Annotated in this window: 13 protein-coding genes; 8 read left to right on the forward strand and 5 right to left on the reverse strand. The window is 34.9% G+C overall.

All coding sequences use genetic code 11. The annotated features are described in order from the left end of the window. Nucleotides 1–145 precede the first annotated feature (145 nt). The 4 genes from tilS (at nucleotide 146) to purB (ending at nucleotide 6,273) form a co-directional block, all read left to right on the forward strand. Nucleotides 146–1,465: a tRNA lysidine(34) synthetase TilS gene (gene tilS, locus AABL87_RS14285; protein ID WP_341277525.1), complete on the forward strand. Its 1,320-nt coding sequence runs from the start codon at nucleotides 146–148 to the stop codon at nucleotides 1,463–1,465. Further along, nucleotides 1,462–3,447 carry a protein-disulfide reductase DsbD family protein gene (locus AABL87_RS14290; RefSeq protein WP_006257126.1) on the forward strand — a complete coding sequence of 662 codons (1,986 nt, stop codon included), beginning with the start codon at nucleotides 1,462–1,464 and terminating at the stop codon, nucleotides 3,445–3,447. The genes tilS and AABL87_RS14290 overlap by 4 nt, the downstream gene beginning before the upstream one ends. 244 nt (nucleotides 3,448–3,691) lie before the next feature. Then, entirely contained in the window at nucleotides 3,692–4,537 is an 846-nt protein-coding gene (locus tag AABL87_RS14295; protein ID WP_006257125.1) for a DUF2911 domain-containing protein, read from the forward strand. Between the two features lie 383 nt (nucleotides 4,538–4,920). Beyond that, complete coding sequence (gene purB, locus AABL87_RS14300; RefSeq protein ID WP_006257124.1) at nucleotides 4,921–6,273, forward strand: adenylosuccinate lyase; 1,353 nt, start codon at nucleotides 4,921–4,923, stop codon at nucleotides 6,271–6,273. Between the two features lie 146 nt (nucleotides 6,274–6,419). Here purB and lpdA read toward each other — a convergent pair whose 3' ends face one another. The 4 genes from lpdA to AABL87_RS14320 all read right to left on the reverse strand — a co-directional run bounded on the left by lpdA (nucleotide 6,420) and on the right by AABL87_RS14320 (nucleotide 11,528). Then, nucleotides 6,420–7,811 carry a dihydrolipoyl dehydrogenase gene (lpdA, locus tag AABL87_RS14305; RefSeq protein ID WP_006257123.1) on the reverse strand — a complete coding sequence of 464 codons (1,392 nt, stop codon included), beginning with the start codon at nucleotides 7,809–7,811 and terminating at the stop codon, nucleotides 6,420–6,422. A gap of 341 nt (nucleotides 7,812–8,152) precedes the next feature. Continuing rightward, nucleotides 8,153–9,901, reverse strand: coding sequence for an ABC transporter ATP-binding protein (locus AABL87_RS14310; RefSeq protein WP_006266422.1), 1,749 nt, complete (start codon nucleotides 9,899–9,901; stop codon nucleotides 8,153–8,155). Then, nucleotides 9,898–10,635 (reverse strand): tRNA pseudouridine(38-40) synthase TruA, encoded by a 738-nt coding sequence (gene truA, locus AABL87_RS14315; RefSeq protein WP_006260628.1) that lies wholly within the window; start codon nucleotides 10,633–10,635, stop codon nucleotides 9,898–9,900. The genes AABL87_RS14310 and truA overlap by 4 nt, the downstream gene beginning before the upstream one ends. Before the next feature lie 101 nt (nucleotides 10,636–10,736). Further along, nucleotides 10,737–11,528, reverse strand: a complete 792-nt coding sequence (locus AABL87_RS14320; protein ID WP_341277526.1) for a hypothetical protein — start codon at nucleotides 11,526–11,528, stop codon at nucleotides 10,737–10,739. A 495-nt stretch (nucleotides 11,529–12,023) separates the two neighbouring features. On the opposite strand from AABL87_RS14320, the gene AABL87_RS14325 reads away from it, so the two are divergent. Further along, entirely contained in the window at nucleotides 12,024–13,292 is a 1,269-nt protein-coding gene (locus AABL87_RS14325; RefSeq protein WP_341277527.1) for a M64 family metallopeptidase, read from the forward strand. A 52-nt stretch (nucleotides 13,293–13,344) separates the two neighbouring features. After that, complete coding sequence (locus tag AABL87_RS14330; RefSeq protein ID WP_041889321.1) at nucleotides 13,345–13,857, forward strand: metallophosphoesterase family protein; 513 nt, start codon at nucleotides 13,345–13,347, stop codon at nucleotides 13,855–13,857. Between the two features lie 41 nt (nucleotides 13,858–13,898). On the opposite strand, the gene AABL87_RS14335 is transcribed toward AABL87_RS14330, so the two are convergent. Further along, nucleotides 13,899–14,315, reverse strand: coding sequence for a DUF4293 domain-containing protein (locus AABL87_RS14335; protein ID WP_341277528.1), 417 nt, complete (start codon nucleotides 14,313–14,315; stop codon nucleotides 13,899–13,901). Nucleotides 14,316–14,504: 189 nt separating this feature from the next. Here AABL87_RS14335 and rho point away from each other — a divergent pair, with 189 nt between their 5' ends. Next, nucleotides 14,505–16,415: a transcription termination factor Rho gene (gene rho / locus AABL87_RS14340; protein ID WP_006262930.1), complete on the forward strand. Its 1,911-nt coding sequence runs from the start codon at nucleotides 14,505–14,507 to the stop codon at nucleotides 16,413–16,415. A 261-nt stretch (nucleotides 16,416–16,676) separates the two neighbouring features. Continuing rightward, the gene (locus AABL87_RS14345) at nucleotides 16,677–17,006 is read left to right on the forward strand and encodes a hypothetical protein (RefSeq protein WP_006266424.1); all 330 of its coding nucleotides are present in this window, start codon (nucleotides 16,677–16,679) and stop codon (nucleotides 17,004–17,006) included. The last annotated feature ends 346 nt before the right edge of the window (nucleotides 17,007–17,352 follow it).

Here is a 17,352-nt window from a genome sequence, read left to right on the forward strand (position 1 = left end):
ATGAGGCTTTTTTTATTTGCTTTATTTTATTTGCTATAAAATATCATTTAAAAAAGAAGGAAAAAGTCTTAATCTAGGTTAAAAAAACATAAATAAGGAGAAAGTAATTAAATTATTTTAGTTACTTTGTTGACTTTACTAGAAGATGTTTAATCAGTTTAAATTACATATAGAGAATAACTTCAGAGAGTTATTAGAAGAGCCATTATTACTTGCAGTAAGTGGAGGGATAGATAGTATCGTTTTAGTGCATTTATGTCATAAGTTAGGACTAGACATAACGATAGCACATTGTAACTTCCATTTAAGAGGAGAAGATAGTAATGGTGACCAAGAGTTTGTAGAACAATTAGGAGAGGAGTTAAGCATTCCAGTTTTTGTTGCAGAGTTTGATACAGTACAATATGCCACAGAGCACAAGGTGTCTATACAGATTGCAGCTAGAGAATTGCGATATGATTGGTTTAGAGAACTAGCTACACAACAGAAGAAGACCTATCTATTAACTGCTCATCACTTAGATGATTCTATGGAGACTTTCTTGATTAATTTATCTAGAGGTACGGGTATAGAAGGGTTATTAGGAATACCAGCTAGAAATGGCTACATCAGAAGACCAATATTGCCATTTACTAGAGAGGATATCGCTCATTATGCAGAAGAGAATCAGATTACTTGGAGAGAAGATATAACAAATAGTCAGACAAAATATTTGCGTAATAAAATTCGTAGGAATATATTGCCACTTCTAAAAGAGACGAATGAACATTTTTGTCAGTCTTTTTTACAGACAATGGAGTATTTGCAGCAGTCAGTAGATTTGAGTGAAGATGCTAGTAAATATTATTACAGTCAGGTAGTTACAGAACATGACGGTGAGGAGATAAGTATTAACTTAGAGCAGTTAAAAAGTCTTTCTTCACCTAAAGCATATTTGTATAAGTGGTTATCTCCTTTAGGATTTACGGCTTGGTCTGATATCGAAGATTTAATTAATGGAGCATCAGGTAAGATGATTTATTCGCCTACTCATGTACTGTTGAAGAATAGAGGAGAGTTTATAATAAAACCTCTTCCACAAGAAAAAGAGAATAAAGAACAAATATATTTATTAGAGAACAAACAAACATTAACCCAACCACTAACGATTAGTATAACACCTTATGAAGAAAAACAGTTAACAAGTGATGCTTCGACCATTTATGTAGATGGAGATTTATTGACTTTTCCATTGACTATACGTAAATATCGAAGTGGCGATAGATTTATCCCATTTGGGATGAAGGGAACAAAGAAAATGAGTAAGTTTTTTAAAGACGAGAAGTTTAGTCTATTTGATAAAGAGAATACTTGGCTTTTATGTTCAGAAAATAAGATTGTATGGGTTATCGGTAGTCGAATGGATGAACGATTTAAGATAAAAGATACAACAACAAACATTATTAAAATTCAAATTAATCTATGAGAAAATTAGCTTATTTGCTACTTTTTTTATTGTCATTTATATCAGTGCAGGCTCAGATTACTAATCCTGCTAAATGGCAATCTAAAATTGAGAAAAAGTCTGATACAGAATATACCATTACTTGGGATGCTGTAATAGAAAAGAACTGGCATTTATACTCCCAATATAACCCAGAAGGAGGTTCGCTGCCTTTAGAGTTTATTTATAATAATCAAGAGGGAAATTATACTTTAGAGGGTAAGGCAAAGGAGAGTGAAACAAAGACTTCATTTAATGATGTCTTTGGTGTGGATGAAATCTACTTCGTAGACTCTGCTAAACTAGTTCAAGACATTAAGATAACCAATCCTACTGTGGAAACTATCCAAGTAGAATTAGCTTATCAGGTATGTGATGAAATGTGTATTAGCCAGAGTAACTTATTTGTTTATGATTTAAAGACACTTGAAACCAAGGAAGTAAAGAACTTCGAAGATTTAGCAACTACTGCTGTAGATACTAAAAAGGATAGTGATACAACGGATACAACAGTAGCTACAACGGGGAATACTAAAGAAGAGAAAAAAGGTTTGTTTACTATTTTCTTCTTAGCCTTCTTATCAGGATTTGCAGCATTACTTACACCATGTGTATTCCCAATGATTCCAATGACAGTGAGTTTCTTTACTAAACAGTCTAAGACTAGAGCGAAGGGAATTAAGAATGCAATTATCTATGGATTATCTATCATCCTTATCTATGTAGTATTAGGAACGATAGTGACTGCAATATTTGGAGCAGATTCATTAAACGCACTTTCTACGAATGTGTATTTTAATATTATCTTCTTTTTATTGTTAGTGATATTCGCTACATCGTTCTTAGGAGCGTTCGAGATTATGTTACCTAACTCATGGGCTAATAAAGTAGATTCTCAAGCAGACAGAGGAGGTATCATAGGGATCTTATTTATGGCATTAGCACTTGCTATAGTATCATTCTCATGTACAGGGCCTATCGTAGGAACACTATTAGTAGAAGCAGCATCTAAAGGAGGTATAGCACCTATCGTAGGAATGTTAGGGTTCTCTCTAGCATTAGCATTACCATTTATGTTATTCGCTATGTTCCCAGGATGGTTAAACTCTATGCCACGTTCAGGAGGATGGTTAAATACTGTGAAAGTATCTTTAGGATTCTTAGAGTTAGCTTTAGCATTTAAATTCTTGTCTAATGCAGACCTTGTATTACAAGCACATTGGTTAGAAAGAGAAGTTTTCTTAGCGATCTGGATTGCTATCTTTGGAGCATGGGCATTATATTTATTAGGAAAGATCAGGTTACCTCATGATAGCCCCGCAGATAGTATATCAGTAGGAAGATTATTTATGGCTTTATTAGTATCTGTATTTACGATTTATATGATACCAGGACTATGGGGAGCACCACTTAAGATTATCTCAGGTTTCCCTCCACCGATGACGTATTCAGAAAGTCCTTATGGTGTTGGAGGAAAAGGTGGTAATGCGGGAGGAGTAGCTACTGCTATTCCAGACGGAGCTAAACTAGGAGCACATGATATTATTGCCTTTACAGATTATGAGAAAGGTATGGCTTATGCTAAGTCTGTAAACAAACCAGTCTTACTTGACTTCACAGGATTTGCATGTGTGAACTGCCGTAAAATGGAAGACTCTGTATGGTCTGAACCTAATGTGTTATCAATTTTAAAAGGTGAAATAGTTTTAATATCACTTTATGTTGATGATCCGACGAAGTTACCTGAGAACGAACAATATATTTCTGAAACTACAGGTAAGAAAATAAAAACAATTGGTAATAAATGGAGTGATTTCCAAATGAAACATTACCAAGCGAATGCACAGCCTTACTATATCGTATTAGATAAAGAAGGTAATCGCTTAAATGAAGCTGTTGGTTATATGCCAGACGCACCTGAGTATAAAGCTTGGTTAGAAAGCGGAATTAATAAAGTGAAATAAGTTTTTATAATTATAGTTAAAGAAGCCACGTGAGTTCACGTGGCTTTTTTTATGGTAGTGGTATAAAAAAACAAAGGTGTTTTGATTTAATTTTAAGAAGAAAGTTAATACATTTGATAACCTTCTGAAATAAGGAAACAAAACACAATATTTAATTTAAGTACCTTTTGTTAATCACTAATAGAGAATGTATTCTTCAGAATATTAGATGATTAATTAGAGCGTATAAAATAAGCTAAGAAAAATGAAAAGAAGTTTAGTTGCATTATCATTTGCATTGTTTGCACTGTGTACACAAGCACAAGTTCACACTCCACCTACAAGTACAAAAGCAGAATCACATCAAGTAGTAGGGCTTACGGATATCAAGATTGACTACTCAAGACCGAATATGAGAGGGCGTTTAGTATTTGGTGATTTAGTTCCTTATGGAAGAATGTGGAGAACAGGGGCGAATATGAATACGGTAGTTACTTTTGGTAATGATGTAGAGATAGGCGGTAAGAAATTAAAGAAAGGATCGTATGCATTATTTACTATTCCTAAAGTAGAAGAATGGGAAGTAATATTCTATGCAGATACGAATAACTGGGGATTACCAGAGAAATGGGATGAGAGTAAAGTAGCTTTATCGACTAAGGTTAAACCTATTGGTTCTGATCGCAAATTCGAGACATTAACTGTAGCAGTGAATAATGTGAACATAGACTACGCGGACTTAGAGATTATGTGGGAGAAGACAGTTGTGCCTGTTCGTTTTAAAGTACCAACAGATCAACTGGCAATGCAGAGTATTGAGGAGACATTTGATGGACCTACAATCGTTGATTATTACGGAGCAGCAGAATATTATTACCTAACAAACAAAGACCTTGTAAAAGCTCTAGATTGGGTAAATAAGGCTATTGAGAAATCAGGAGAGAAAATACCTTACTACTTTGTACGCTTAAAATCACAGATCCAAGCTAAAGGAGGTGATAAAATAGCTGCTGTAGAAACTGCCAAATGGGCATTAGAGTTAGCAGAGAAAGCGAATAACCTTGATTATATCAAGATTAATAAAGACGCTATCAGAGAGTGGAGCAAGTAATTTTAATCAAGAATTAAGATTGTGCTTAAAACACTGATTTCTGAAAACTTATAGCTGAATATATAAAGAAAAAGATAGTTCTAATGAGCTATCTTTTTTTGTTTCTATGAAGTTGTCTTTTGTGAAATCGTGAAGTTGTGAAATCGTGAAGTTGTGAAACCGTGAAGTTGTGAAACCGTGAAGTTGTGAAATTGTGAACTGTCAATTAACCATATCTCTAATTCCCATTACCCTATGCCGTAGGCAAACAACAAAAAAAACACCATCACAAAAAAACACCATCACAAAAAAACAAACCTACTATCAACTATCTTTTTTATTTAAGATACTTTGATTCTGTATCGAATGCTTTATCTTTGTGTCTTAACAACACAATCTAAAATATGCTAACAGAATTAAATGCTATTTCGCCTATCGATGGGCGTTATAGAGGTAAGACCAATGCACTAGCTAATTATTTCTCAGAAGAAGCATTAATCAAGTACAGAGTATTAGTAGAAGTAGAGTACTTTATTTCTCTATGTGAGCACAATGTCCCTCAATTAGCCAATGTCCCAAGTTCTATCTTTCCTGAATTGCGTAAACTGTATCAAGAGTTTACCACAGAAGATGCTTTGTGGATCAAGGAGATGGAGAAAACGACGAATCACGATGTGAAGGCAGTAGAGTACTTTCTGAAAAGCGCATTTGACATTTTAAAGTTAGAAGAGTATAAAGAGTTTATTCACTTTGGACTAACTTCTCAGGATATTAATAACACCTCTATACCTTTATTGACTAAAGAAGCGTATGAGGATGTGTATAAACCATCTTTACTAACTGTTATCAATAGATTAAAAGAGTTGAGCATAGAGTGGAAGGATGTACCTATGTTAGCACGTACACATGGTCAGCCTGCTTCTCCTACACGTCTAGGTAAAGAGATTTACGTATTTGTGGAGCGTTTAGAACAGCAGTTAGCATTATTAGAGCAAGTACCTTTTGCTGCTAAATTCGGTGGTGCTACAGGTAACTTTAATGCCCACCATGTAGCTTACCCAAAACAAGATTGGAAACAGTTTGGAACTGACTTCGTAGAATTGACTTTAGGGCTTAAGCATTCTTTCCCGACTACACAGATAGAGCACTATGATCACTTCGCAGCATTCTTCGATGGATTAAAACGTATAAACACGATACTGATAGACTTAGATAGAGATATCTGGACGTATGTATCGATGGATTACTTTAAACAGAAGATTAAGGCAGGAGAGATAGGTTCTTCAGCTATGCCTCATAAAGTAAATCCTATTGACTTTGAAAACTCAGAAGGAAACTTAGGTATCGCTAATGCTATTTTTGAACATTTAGCGGCTAAGTTACCGATATCACGTCTTCAACGTGACTTGACAGACAGTACAGTGTTGCGTAATATAGGAGTGCCTTTTGGACATACGCTTATTGCATTTGAGTCTACATTAAAAGGATTGAATAAGTTATTGCTGAATGCAGATAAGTTTGCTCAAGACTTAGAGAATAACTGGGCTGTAGTAGCAGAAGCTATTCAGACTATCCTAAGAAGAGAAGGATACCCTAATCCGTATGAAGCATTAAAAGATTTGACTAGAACGAATACAGTGATTAATAAAGAATCAATGCATAATTTCATCGAGACATTAAATGTATCTGATGCGATTAAAACTGAACTTAAAGCAATCACACCAGCTAATTATTTAGGAGTAGATATTCTATCATAAGAATTTACTATAAAATGAATAAGCGAGTCTTTCGAAAGAAGGACTCGCTTTTTTATTTCATGGTTAGAACACTGTTTCTAGAATAGATAAATAAAAAACGGGCTACCTTAAGGCAGCCCGTTTCTATATATTGAATAATCTAATTCTTATAAGTGGATTACTTCACCGTAAGCATCAGCTACAGCTTCCATCACAGCCTCACTCATAGTAGGGTGTGGGTGAACAGCTTTAAGGATTTCGTATCCAGTAGTTTCTAATTTACGAGCAACTACAGCCTCAGCGATCATATCTGTAACACCAGCTCCGATCATGTGGCATCCTAACCACTCACCGTATTTAGCATCGAAGATAACTTTAACGAATCCATCAGGAGTACCAGCAGCTTTTGCTTTTCCAGATGCAGAGAATGGGAATTTACCTACTTTAAGTTCATAACCAGCCTCTTTCGCTTTAGCCTCAGTCATACCTACAGAAGCGATCTCTGGAGTAGCATAAGTACATCCTGGGATATTTCCGTAATCTAATGGCTCTACATGGTGTCCAGCGATTTTCTCAACACATAAGATACCTTCAGCAGAAGCCACGTGAGCTAACGCTTGTCCAGGTACTACGTCACCGATAGCATAGTATCCAGGTACGTTAGTTTGGTAGAAATCGTTTACTAAGATTTTATCTCTATCTGTAGCGATACCTACTTCTTCTAATCCGATGTTCTCGATATTCGTTTTGATACCTACAGCAGATAATAAGATATCAGCTTCTAATACCTCTTCACCTTTAGCTGTTTTTACATATGCTTTTACTCCTTCACCTGTAGTGTCGATACGCTCTACAGAAGAGTTAGTCATAATGTTGATACCATTTTTCTTTAAAGAACGCTCAAATTGTTTTGAGATATCTTCATCCTCTACAGGAACGATATTTGGCATAAACTCAACAATAGTTACATCAGTACCCATTGATTTATAGAAGTAAGCGAACTCAACTCCAATAGCTCCAGAACCAACAACAATCATTTTCTTAGGTTGTTGAGGTAATGTTAATGCTTGTCTGTATCCGATTACTTTTTTACCATCTTGAGGTAAGTTAGGTAACTCTCTAGAACGAGCACCTGTAGCGATGATAATATGGTCAGCAGATAGTTCAGTTACTTTTCCATCTTTGTCAGTAACGTCTACTTTCTTACCTGGTTTTACTTTTCCGAATCCGTCGATAACTTCGATCTTATTCTTTTTCATTAAGAATTGAACTCCTTTGCTCATTCCTTCAGCTACGTTACGAGAACGTGCGATAACAGCATTGAAATCTTTATCTACATCACCATTGATAGTCAATCCGTAGTCAGAAGCGTGTTTAAGGTACTCAAACACCTGTGCCGATTTAAGAAGAGCTTTCGTTGGGATACATCCCCAGTTTAAGCAGATACCTCCTAAATTTTCTTTTTCAACAACTGCAACTTTAAAACCTAACTGAGAAGCTCTAATCGCAGTAACGTAACCTCCAGGGCCACTTCCTAAAACAATAATATCGAATTTCATATATCTATATATTTCTATATTTTATGCTACGAAAATAATCATTTATTTCTGTTATTGAAACTTTCAATACGAAAAGTTGATAGGCTGTAACTAAGGTAATTGCAAGGAGTGTGGCTTATTTGGCTATTAAGACGTGACAATTATTATCAAAAAGGCAATATTGTTGATAATCTTTTAAAAAACTAGGAGAGAATAGCGTACTAAAAAATATTGAAATTTTAGAACAAAAGTATTTCTACTCTTCGGAAGTTTTCGTCTAATTCATTTTAGGTAGAGAAACCATCTTTATAATGAACAATAAAAAAGCGATAGATTCATATCTATCGCTTCTGTATATTGAGCTATATTTGTTTGTTAAACTGTGACTCATGTAGATTTTTATAGTATCCGTTTTGGATTTCTAATAGGTCTTTATGAGTTCCTTTTTCTACTATTTTACCTTTATCCATTACGATGATTTGATCAGCGTTTACTATCGTTGCTAATCGGTGTGCTATAATGATAGACGTTCTATCTTTAGTCAGATAGTCAGTCGCTTTCTGTAGTAATTCTTCTGAATGTGTATCGATAGAAGAGGTAGCCTCATCTAGTATCAGAATACTAGGATTACTAACATACGCACGTAAGAAAGCGATCAACTGACGTTGTCCAGATGATAGCATGACACCGCGTTCCTTCACATTATAATCATATCCACCTGGGAGTTGTAAGATGAAGTCGTGTATCCCTATTTTCTTAGCAGCTTCGATGACAGTCTCTCTTGTGATGCTCTCATCGTGTAGCGTGATATTGTTGTATATCGTGTCACTAAATAAGAATACATCCTGAAGTACCACAGCTACTTCTTTGCGCAGTGTAGCTAGTCTATAATCATTGATATTAACACCATCGATACAGATTGTACCACTGTCTATATCATAGAATCTATTTAATAGATTGATGATAGTAGACTTACCTGCACCAGAACTTCCTACAATCGCAATGGTGCTACCTGGTGCTATATCTAGGTTAATCCCTTTCAGTACCTCTGTTCCTTCGATATAACTAAAGCGAACATCTTTTAGTTCTATTTTACCATTGAACTGTGGAGCAGTGACTGTACCGCTATCGTCTATCTGTTCTTCTGTTTCTAATACTTCGAATACGCGCTCTGCCGCGATAATCCCCATTTGCATGACATTGAACTTATCAGCTATCTGTCTCAATGGATTAAATAACATCGTGATCAACATCGTATAGGCGAATAAATCTCCGAAAGAAGTAAGGTTGTCTCCTTGTACAATAGACATCCCTCCATACCAAATCACAAAACCAAGTGTAAGAGAAGATACGATATCCGCTATCGGAAAGAAGATAGAGTTATACAGAATATTCTTTAGCCAAGCCACATTGTGTTTATGGTTAATCTCTTTGAATTTTTCGTATTCTATTTCTTCTCTCGTAAAGAGTTGTACGATCTTCATTCCCGTTAATCGCTCTTGTACGAATGTATTTAGATTAGATATCTGTGTACGTACTTCTTGGAATGCAGTTTTCATGTGTCGTTGGAACTCTCGAGTAGCATATAATAGAATAGGCATAGCTATCAATACGATACAGCTCAATTTCCAGTTCATATAGAACATAATACACAGTACCACGAACATCTTTAGTAAGTCACTGACGATCATAAAGAGTCCTTGACTGAAGATACTAGCGATAGATTCTATATCAGATACTGCACGTGTCACTAATTTTCCTACGGGTTCGTTATCGAAATAACGCATTCTGAAGTTGATAATTTTATCAAATAGTTTCTCTCGAATGTCTTTTACGATATCCTGTCCTAACCAGTTCGCCCAATAGGTAAAGAAGAATTGTGAAGATACTTCTAGTACGAGTACTAATCCCATTAGTAGGATATAGAGTAGCAACCCAGATTGATCTTGTTTCTGTACGTATTCATCTACAGTTATCTTTAGCATATACGGTCGTATAGCAGCGAATATAGAAAGGGAAATCGCAAATACAACTACCCAATTAAATCGTTTTTGATACGGCTTAGTATATTGTAATAATTTCTGTAGAGATAATGATTTTAGCTTTTTCATAAATAAGGGTAACTAACTTGAGTTAAATAAAGACCTTTTCCAGGTACAGAAAAGCCAGCTTTGCCTCTGTCTTTACTTTCTATTATCGTTCTGAAGTCATCTAGTGTTATTTTTTCATGCCCTACATTGACTAAAGTACCCACTATCGCTCTGACCATATTGCGCAGGAAGCGATTAGCAGAGATGGTAAATACTAGTCTGTTATCAGGTAGAATATCCCAATGTGCTTTATAAATAGTACAATTGAAGGTGAATACATCTGTATGTGTCTTAGAGAAACATTCGAAGTCTTCATACTCAAATAAGATTTGAGCAGCTTGATTCATTAATTCTACATTCAGCGGTCTAAAGTGGTAGTAGCTACCCGCGTTACAAAACGCATCTTTATATTGATGAATGTGATACTCGTAGGTACGTGCTGTCGCATCGAAGCGTGCGTGGGCATCATCTGCTACGGTATGTATATTATAAATAACAATGTCTTCAGGTAAAAAAGAATTCATTCGTTGTACTAAAGAATCTTTGTCAAAAGGTAACTCGTGATCAAAGTGTGCATACATCTGTTTAGCATGTACTCCAGCATCTGTCCTACCTGCTCCCACTAGCTCTATAGGGGTGCGTAGTAGAGTAGAGATAGCTTTAGTCAGTACTTCCTGTACTGATATAGCATCAGGTTGTAATTGCCATCCGTGATAATGTGTTCCGTTATATGCGAATTCTAAAAAGTATCTCAATGTAATTCTCTTTGTTTTGTAAAACGCAAATATACTTTAAAATCGGGACTAGGTAGTTGATGTTATTATAAAATTAGGAATATGGAGAGAATGAAAAATCGTTATAGAGTCGTAATAAAATTAGACGATACCCAGCCTCTGATGTTTTGTAGTTCATTATGGATAGCATGAGAGGCATAGTTAGTAGATAGTTGTTTAGATTCTACTTCTACATAATACCACTTGCGTTCTTCACTATATCGCTCTCCTATAATCTTTATTTTTGAATTTTTCTTTAGTTTACCTAGTAGATTGTCTGCAAAGTAATTGTAGAATTCATCGCTATCTGGGTACTTGTTTTCTACAGAGGGATAAAGGCGTAGGTTGTATGCTTCGTTCTGAACAACTCCCCATAAAGTAGAATGGATTAACTCGTTTTTTTGAATATCTGATTCAGGAATATCAAGGTTTACGATTGCGTAATTTTCTTTGATTTCAACACCTTTTTCATTTAATTCTAGTACTACATTTCCTTTTAAAGGACTTTCTCCACAACAGCTCGTTTCTGTGTAAGTTATTGTACGATAACGAGGAGATAAGTAAAAATAGTTAAAGAAACTAGTTGTAACTAGTGAATAACTTTCTTCGTTTTTGTCATAGTAAAATAAAAAGAAACAGTCTTGTTCTCCATATGCCAGTATATAAAGGAGGTCTTTTTTGGATTTAGTGAATCGTGTATAGGTTTTAGTATAGCCAGCCATATAAGTATCACCAACAAGCTCATCAAAATAACGATCAATATCTTTTTCTGTTTTAAATGTATATTCTTCTATTTTATTCTCATAATACTCATCATAAAAAGTGTTTGTTTGAGCTTTAGAATGAAAGAGAAAATAGAGAGAAGTGTAAACCAAATAATTTGTCTTGTTTTCATGCTTTTTGGATTAAAGATAAAGAAAAATAAGGTATTGATTCATAGAGGGATATTTTGTTTTTGATGGATTAATGGAGGTATTGTTTTTTAATATTGTTTATAAGTATATCTGTATTGCTAGAATAGTGATCGTGGTTTGATGCCATAGTGGTCGCATAGTTTTAGCCCTTTTTTATGCGACCACTATGCGATCACTATCCGACCACTATGCGACCACCTCAAAAAAAATCCCTTTTCCGATCAGTTATAATTATGTACTTAATATGTATAACTCTAGTGTGAACGGTGGATTAGTGGGAGGGTTCTGATAAGTTTGCGTTGCTCATATTAGAAAAATTAGTTCTAAAGAGAGGTCAATTAAATCGATCTGAAGTAAACAACGTTAAAAGCAAGAGATAGTTTAGAAATATGTTTATTTTTACGACTTGACTTGTTGTGACAAGTAATTAACCCAATTAACCTAACTATATTAATAATGAAAAAACTACTAGTATTACTGAGCTTGTGTATAGGCTCTTATGTACAGGCACAGGATTTTAATCAATATTTTGAAGACAAAACATTGCGTCTAGATTATGTATTCGGAGGAAATAACGAGAGACAATTTATTTTATTAGATGAATTAATTTCTTTGCCTTCATGGGCTGGACGTACGCATAACTTAGGAGAGAATGCCTTAAAAGGAAATGGACAAGTGCGTGTATATGATGAGCAAACAAATATATTAATCTATACCAATAGCTTCAGTACACTATTCCAAGAGTGGTTATCTACAGAGGAGGCACAGAAGAATACAAAGAGTTTTGAGAATGTATTCTTAGTACCATTTCCGAAAGATAAGGTGCGTATAGAACTAATCCTATTCGATGCTGATGGAAAAGAAAAAGATAAATTAGTACATCATGTAGATCCTAAAGATATATTAATCCATACTAAGGGAACTAAGGATGTGACTAAACATGAATATGTACATAAAGCGAAAGACAATGCTAAGGCTATCAATGTAGTGTTCGTAGCAGAAGGATTTAAAGAAGAAGAAATGGGGAAATTTATGGATGCTGTAAAGGTGTCTATAGAACAATTATTAGCACATAAGCCTTTCGATAAATTTGCTGATAATTTTAATTTTATTGCTGTACAGAGCGCTTCTAAAGACTCAGGGGTAAGTGTCCCAAGACAAGGAGATTGGAAAAAGACAGCTGTAGAGTCTAATTTTGATACTTTTTATTCGGAGCGTTATTTGACTACGAATAGAATTAAGAAGTTACACGATGTACTAGCAGGTATTCCTTATGAACACATTATCATTCTAGCGAATACAGATGTGTATGGAGGAGGAGGAATCTATAATTCTTATACATTGACGACTACAGGACATAAGGACTTTAAGTCTGTGGTAGTACATGAGTTTGGGCATAGCTTTGCAGGATTAGCAGATGAGTATTTTTACCCTAATGATGTGTTGAGTGATTTAATTTCTAATCAGACAGAACCTTGGGAGCAGAATATAACTACATTAGTAGACTTCGATAGCAAGTGGAAAAAAATGCTTAAAAAGGGAACTCCAGTACCTACATTAGAAAAAGACAGTAAAAAATACCCACTAGGAGTATATGAAGGACTAGAAGGACGCAAGGTGTATAAAGGTACGTTAGACTGTAGAATGAAAACGAATCAGTATCCAGAGTTCTGTCCAGTTTGTCAGAATGCAATAGAAGAATTAATTTTGTTTTATACAGAGTAATCATAGTATAGCCTCTCACTAAGAGAGGCTATCTTATTATAAATAGATAGAGGTGAAAAAAATATTATTATTATCGGATACACACGGCACTATAGATGAGTCTATCCTGAAGTATGTCAGACAGGCAGATGAGGTGTGGCATGCAGGAGATATAGGAGACTTAGTAGTGACTGATACCATAAAGGCGCTAAAACCACTTAGATGTGTATGGGGAAATATAGATGGTAAAGAGGCTCGACTAGAATTTTCTGAAGAGTTATTCTTTGAGTGTGAAGGGATGAAGGTCTATATGATCCATATAGGTGGATATCCAGGGAAATATAGAGCTAATGTAAGAGAGCGAATCAAGCAAGAGAAGCCTGCTATCTATATCTGTGGGCACTCACATATACTGAAGGTACAGTATGATCAGATGATGGGGGTACTACATCTAAATCCTGGTGCAGCTGGTATAAGTGGTTTTCATCAGGTGCGTACGATGTTGCGTTTTGCGATAGATAACGGAGCGATAAAGGATATGGAAATTATTGAATGGCCTAAAAACAAAAAAGCCGAACTCATATAGGTTCGGCTTTTTTAACGCACTAATAAACTAAGATGTTAGGTTTATCGTAAACGATCCACAGATTTTACGAGATCTTCATCCTTCTTAATGGCTCTGTTCGCTAAGACAAGGAACAGGATAGAAATAATAGGGAGGAACATCCCAATACCTTTCTCAGAAATAGCTTCCGCAGTTTCTCCAGATACTGTTAGCGCACGATATACAAATAATCCTAATAGTATAAAGTTTGATATTATATTCAATCTATTAATTACAAACTGTCTCTTTCTATTTTTATACCCCATAATAGCTACTACTGTAAGAGCAGTAGATAATCCGAATAGGATAGTAGATGAAGGTATCATCATGAAATAGATAGGTTCATTCGCACCATTTGTCCATAATGGGATGAAAAAAGGTAGTACTCCCATAATGATAAAGACAAGAATCAAATAAACAGTCTGTATTCTCTGTAACATAATTGTAAAAATGTATGAAGTACAAAAATAGTGTTTCTTTTTTATAAAAACCTATTGTTTATAAAATTTTATTCGTAATATTGCATCAGTACTGTCGTAAGTTCTTCATAATACGGCAATTCTATTTTAAATTTCCATTCTTATTTAAAATTACACAACTCAATATTTTTATAATCTATAAACATTTATATGTTTGAAATTTCCGAACTAAAAAAAATGAAGGTCGCAGATCTTCAGGAGATTGCTAAAAAAGCAAAAATTGCTAAGGTGGCTTCTTTGAAAAAAGACGAACTTATAGGGCAGATATTAGAACATCAACAAGCGACAAATGCAGAGGAGAAAAAAGCACCTGTAAAAGCTAAACCTGTGGATAAAGCTCCTTTAGAGGAAAAGAAGGCTCCTGCAGTAGCTAAAAAAGTAGCTGTGGATAAGGCTAACAATGATGTAAAAACAGATAAAACAGTTAAACAAAATACAACTCCTACTACTGAGAAATCAAGAAGACCGAGACTAGGTAAATCTAATGAGGATGAGGGTAAGGTAGAGAGTAAAGTGGAGCAGGCTTCTCGTGTATTAGCAGATAATACACAACGCAAAACAACTCACCAGAGAAATGAAGAAGCTCCTGCGAAACAAGAACAAAAGAAAGAAAACGTAAGTGAATCAACTGCTGAAGAAAAAGGAGGTTCTACAAACGAAAATAGAAGGGATTTCAAAAAGAGACAACCTGATAATAATAGACGTGATGGGCAAAAACGTGATTTCAAATCTCGTCAGCAACAATCACAACCTAAGAATAATGCTTCTACTGAAGTAACTAATGTTGCAGCAACAGATAGAGAGCCTGTAGCGAAAGAGGAAATATCTAATGTAGATAATACTGCTCCTCAACAGTCTGAAAACGACAATCAAAAAAGAAATAACAATCAACAGAATAGAAATAATAACAACAAAAAGAATAATTTCAGAGAACCTGATTATGAATTTGATGGTATTATAGAGAGTGAAGGGGTATTAGAAATGATGCCTGATGGATATGGATTCTTGCGTTCTGCGGATTACAACTATTTATCTTCTCCAGACGATATTTATTTATCTCAGTCACAGATTAGATTATTCGGTCTGAAAACTGGTGATACTGTAAAAGGAGTGGTGCGCCCTCCGAAAGAAGGAGAGAAGTTCTTCCCATTAGTAAAGGTGTTGAAAATTAATGGTCACGATCCTCAGTCTGTTCGAGATAGAGTATCTTTTGAGCATTTGACTCCTTTATTCCCGAATGAGAAGTTTAATCTAGATGCGAAGAGTAGTACTATTTCTACTCGTCTAATGGATATGTTTGCTCCTATCGGTAAAGGGCAACGTGGTATGATCGTAGCTCAACCAAAGACAGGTAAAACTGTTCTTTTAAAAGAGGTAGCGAATGCTATTGCAGCTAATCACCCTGAGGCATACTTAATCGTGTTACTTATAGATGAGCGCCCTGAAGAGGTGACAGATATGCAGCGTAGTGTGAATGCTGAGGTAATTGCTTCTACATTCGACGAACCAGCTGAGAGACATGTGAAGGTAGCTAATATCGTATTAGAGAAAGCAAAGAGATTAGTAGAGTGTGGTCATGATGTAGTAATCTTATTAGACTCTATCACGCGTTTAGCAAGAGCTTATAATACCGTACAGCCAGCATCTGGAAAGGTATTAAGTGGAGGGGTAGATGCTAATGCATTACAAAAACCAAAACGATTCTTCGGAGCGGCTCGTAATATAGAAAATGGTGGATCTCTTAGTATCATCGCTACAGCGTTAGTAGATACGGGGTCTAAAATGGATGAAGTGATTTTCGAAGAATTTAAAGGTACTGGTAATATGGAGTTACAGTTAGATCGTAAGTTGGCAAATAAACGTATTTTCCCTGCGATAGACATTACTTCATCTAGTACACGTAGAGACGATTTATTATTAAACGAATGGGAGCTTAAGCGTGCTCTTATGGTTAGAAGATATATAGATGATATGAACTCTGTGGAGGCGATGACATCTATCATTGACAATGTGAAAAATACTACGAATAATGACGAGGTATTAAAAACATTAAGCAAGTAAAAATAACCTGTATGTATATTGAAAAAGAGGACATTTATAATTTATAAATGTTCTCTTTTTTTTATAAATAGTTTCTTAATTGTTATATAAATGCGTAATTTTCAATACTAAATGTTTTGAGAATAAAACAAAAGTTGTTTCTTTGACTCAGTTTTAATGACAGAAGAAATGACGATATAAAGAGAAGATAGTAGTAGAATGCTGTATCGGTTTTTATCTAGTTGTTTTTTGTCAGAGTATAGGGTGTAAAAGAAGAAGATTATGTATGAACTAACAATATTTATAGTAGTAGCTATACTAGCCTATTTTATCGTTAGAAGGTTTTTCTCTATTAAGCGTTTTAATACCAAGGAAGAATATCTTCAGTATAAACGGGAACAAGAGGAAATGTTGAGAGAAGAAGAAGAGGAATGGGACGATGATTTAATCGATAAAAAGAGTTTTGACTTCTTATTTATAGGAGTTGTGGCAACTGTGTTATTTTTGGTCTGTGGTCTTTTTACAGGTAATCCATTCTATTTTGTTTTGATGATTTTCGTTATTACAGCGATATTATTCTTGCACTATTTTCCCTCTAAAGGAGATTTTTAAAGTTTTTGTTGTCACTAATACTGTCTGTGGTGTTAGATATAGACTCACTTTTGACGCGTTTTTCTCTTATAGATTCAAATAAATATTACCAGAGAAATGAAAGAAGCTAATGTTTTAGTAGAAAAGGTCAAATAAAAGAGATGTTAAAATTACTTTTTTTTAGATCATTAAAGGATTAGTAGTAAGAAAGTTAAAAAATAGAGATGAAAATTAATTGATATTTTTTGATTGCTGAGTTTGTATTTACGGAATATCGTCCTATATTTGCACTCGCAATTAAGCAATAGGCCACGTGGCGCAACTGAATAGCGCATCTGATTACGGCTCAGAAGGTTGCAGGTTTGAA

The sequence above is a fragment of the Myroides sp. C4067 genome, assembly GCF_038039665.1.
GTDB lineage: Bacteria > Bacteroidota > Bacteroidia > Flavobacteriales > Flavobacteriaceae > Flavobacterium > Flavobacterium odoratimimum.